Here is a 1257-nt window from a genome sequence, read left to right on the forward strand (position 1 = left end):
ATTCGTTCGATCCAAATCCGATAGGCTTGCAACACAAGATGAAGGCTATTGCGGGCTTTTTCAAGCCCGCCGCTGATCAGACCAGCCGACCAAGCCTATTTTGAGCTGCTTATTTTAAGCTGGGCGCTGGTTGATCACTTCGTCGATCAAGCCGTATTCCTTCGCAGCTTCCGCACTCATGAAGTTGTCGCGGTTGGTATCGCGCTCGATTTCTTCCAGAGTGCGACCGCTGTGTTTGGCCATCAGCGTGTTCAGACGCTCGCGAATGAAGAGGATTTCCTTGGCATGGATTTCGATGTCCGAAGCCTGGCCCTGGAAACCGCCCAGAGGCTGGTGAATCATCACACGCGAGTTCGGCAGGCAGAAACGCTTGCCTGGAGCACCTGCGGTCAGCAGGAATGCGCCCATGCTGCAGGCCTGGCCGATGCAGGTGGTCGATACGTTAGGCTTGATGAATTGCATGGTGTCGTAGATCGACATGCCTGCAGTCACCGAACCGCCCGGGGAGTTGATATAGAGATGGATGTCCTTGTCCGGGTTTTCCGCTTCAAGGAACAGCAGTTGCGCACAGATCAGGTTGGCCATGTAGTCCTCTACCGGACCAACCAGAAAGATCACTCGCTCCTTGAGCAGGCGCGAGTAAATGTCATAGGCGCGTTCGCCACGAGCAGATTGCTCGACAACCATCGGGACCAGGCCGCCTGCGGCCTGGATATCAGAGTTCTGCTGAATATACGAATTACGGAACATGCTCTGCAGTCACTCCCAAATAGTTATGTCTTGAATACGCATAAGCCAGCTCGAGAGCTGGCTTATGTGTGCACTTCTTATCGCAAAAACAATCAGTCGGCTTTTGGAGCTTCTACCGGCTTGACCGCTTCTTCGTAAGAGACCGATTTGTCGGTCACGCTAGCTTTCTGCAGAACAGTATCCACAACTTGTTCTTCCAGCACAACCGAACGGACTTCGTTCAGTTGCTGGTCGTTCTTGTAGTACCAGGACACAACCTGCTCTGGCTCCTGATAAGCGGAAGCCATTTCCTGAATCATTTCACGAACGCGGGCTTCGTCAGGCTTGAGGTCGAATTGCTTGACCACTTCAGCCACGATCAAGCCCAGCACTACGCGGCGCTTGGCTTGCTCTTCGAACAGCTCGGCCGGCAGTTGATCAGGCTTGATGTTGCCACCGAACTGCTGAACAGCCTGCACGCGCAGACGGTCAACTTCGTTGGACAGCAGAGCCTTGGGCACTTCGACC

General features: G+C 54.0%; 1 protein-coding gene and 1 pseudogene. Both read right to left on the minus strand.

Annotated elements, in window-relative coordinates:
- Positions 1-114: 114 nt before the first annotated feature.
- Positions 115-750 (minus strand): ATP-dependent Clp endopeptidase proteolytic subunit ClpP, encoded by a 636-nt coding sequence (clpP, locus tag ACIOWE_RS02450; RefSeq protein WP_007951559.1) that lies wholly within the window; start codon positions 748-750, stop codon positions 115-117.
- 92 nt (positions 751-842) lie between these two features.
- Positions 843-1257: pseudogene (locus tag ACIOWE_RS02455) on the minus strand (trigger factor); the annotation flags it as partial.

Origin of the sequence: Pseudomonas sp. NPDC087598 (assembly GCF_044743525.1) — a bacterium.
Classification (GTDB): domain Bacteria; phylum Pseudomonadota; class Gammaproteobacteria; order Pseudomonadales; family Pseudomonadaceae; genus Aquipseudomonas.